The sequence below is a fragment of the Mycobacterium sp. SMC-21 genome (genome assembly GCF_045310825.1).
Taxonomy (GTDB): Bacteria; Actinomycetota; Actinomycetes; order Mycobacteriales; family Mycobacteriaceae; genus Mycobacterium.
Genome location: NZ_JBJIAO010000099.1, coordinates 1 through 1,439 on the forward strand (window position 1 = coordinate 1; position 1,439 = coordinate 1,439).

Annotated in this window: 1 protein-coding gene; it reads right to left on the reverse strand. The window is 56.8% G+C overall.

Features of this window, described 5'->3' with window-relative positions; all coding sequences use genetic code 11:
- Nucleotides 1-13 precede the first annotated feature (13 nt).
- The gene (locus tag ACJH6H_RS29695) at nucleotides 14-622 is read right to left on the reverse strand and encodes a hypothetical protein (protein ID WP_406776387.1); all 609 of its coding nucleotides are present in this window, start codon (nucleotides 620-622) and stop codon (nucleotides 14-16) included.
- Nucleotides 623-1,439 lie beyond the last annotated feature (817 nt).

The window sequence follows — 1,439 nt, forward strand, 5'->3', positions numbered from 1 at the left end:
GCCACGCCACCGATCACATCGGCAAGATCAATGACGAATGGCCACCCCGTGATAGCCATCCAGAGAGACGGTCAACACCTGAGTAACGCCAGTTGAGTGAGCCATGCAACTTCAGCAGTTGCAGGCCCGAAGCGGGTGGCGAACCGCCCAGCACTGCACCTGTTCGCGCAGCAATCGAAGTCAAAGGAACAGGGAAAAGCCTCGTGGGTTGAAAGGCGCCGTTATCTAACTCGATACTCCATGCCAATTCGACGAGCAGGTCGTAGTTGAAGGTGATGACCGTTGAATCTGTTGCCTGCCAATAGCGGATTAGCTTGGGCAGCCAGCCTGGGCAGGTGCCATGTGCAACCGCGGCTGTCTGACGCTCGTCGAGCACATGGTGCACGGCGAGCGCGACATCGTTGAACGCAGCTTGGTTGCGCAACTGATCGCCCTGCGACGGCCAGGGCGGGACGTCTACGAGATAGCTGAGCCACTGCTCGAAATTGCGCGACACTGGCGTTGATGCCCCTGGGATATCTGGGACTATCGCCTGTACTGCAGCTGACAGTTCGTTCATCATCGGCATCTCGCCGCTTATCGCGCGACTGAAACCGGCGCCGAGCAAATAAACCGCACCCATTCGTTATCTCCTATGACAACTCAGATAGTTCCGATTCAACTGCGCGAAGATTAAGGCTGAAGTGCTTTCGAGCGAGATTGAGATGCCCTTCGCGCTGTCGCAATATCTCCTTCCACGTCGCGTCCAGAGACGCAACGTCAGGGCGACGTCCACGAATTCCGACGTCAAGTACTCCCGGAAGCTCTTTCTCCGTAAGGTGCCGGATCTTCGCATTTATGTCTTTCATTGATTCGTCAAAAGGTGTGTCTTTCAGAAGCGCTAGCGCAACAAAGAGAGGAGGCTCAACAAGATCAGTCCACCTATTAACGAATTCTTGAACCCGTGCACCAATTTCATATGCAAGCGGTTCTCCAGGTCTATCTGGTGGGACGTTGTCCTGTCGCTGGATATTTGGGTTAAATGCGTCGGGGAGATTTTCAAGGTAGTCCGTGAAGAACGTCAAATACAACGACATCTGCGTCAGCCCGGTCCACGCATCGCCAACCGCTTTCAGACATTCACGTCGGCGCGACACCTCGTGGTCAACCGCTCTGGCACGCTGACCTCGAAACGACTCTCGGAGTGCGATGACGACAGCGGCGAACGTAGCGGCGCTCCCGACGCATTGGCCGTAACTGCCCCACTGCGACGAGCCCCAATGGGCCGCGAGTCCGTACGCGAGGAAGTGCACGGAGACGAGCACCGTCGCCAGGATCAACGCGTAAGGCCACCGACGTGCCGCGAGCCCCGCAACCCGATTACAGGCTCTTCATGATTGACGGTGTAGTTGGGGTCTGAATCCGCCGGTTTCGAGTAGGGATCGGGCGATGTAGTGGGT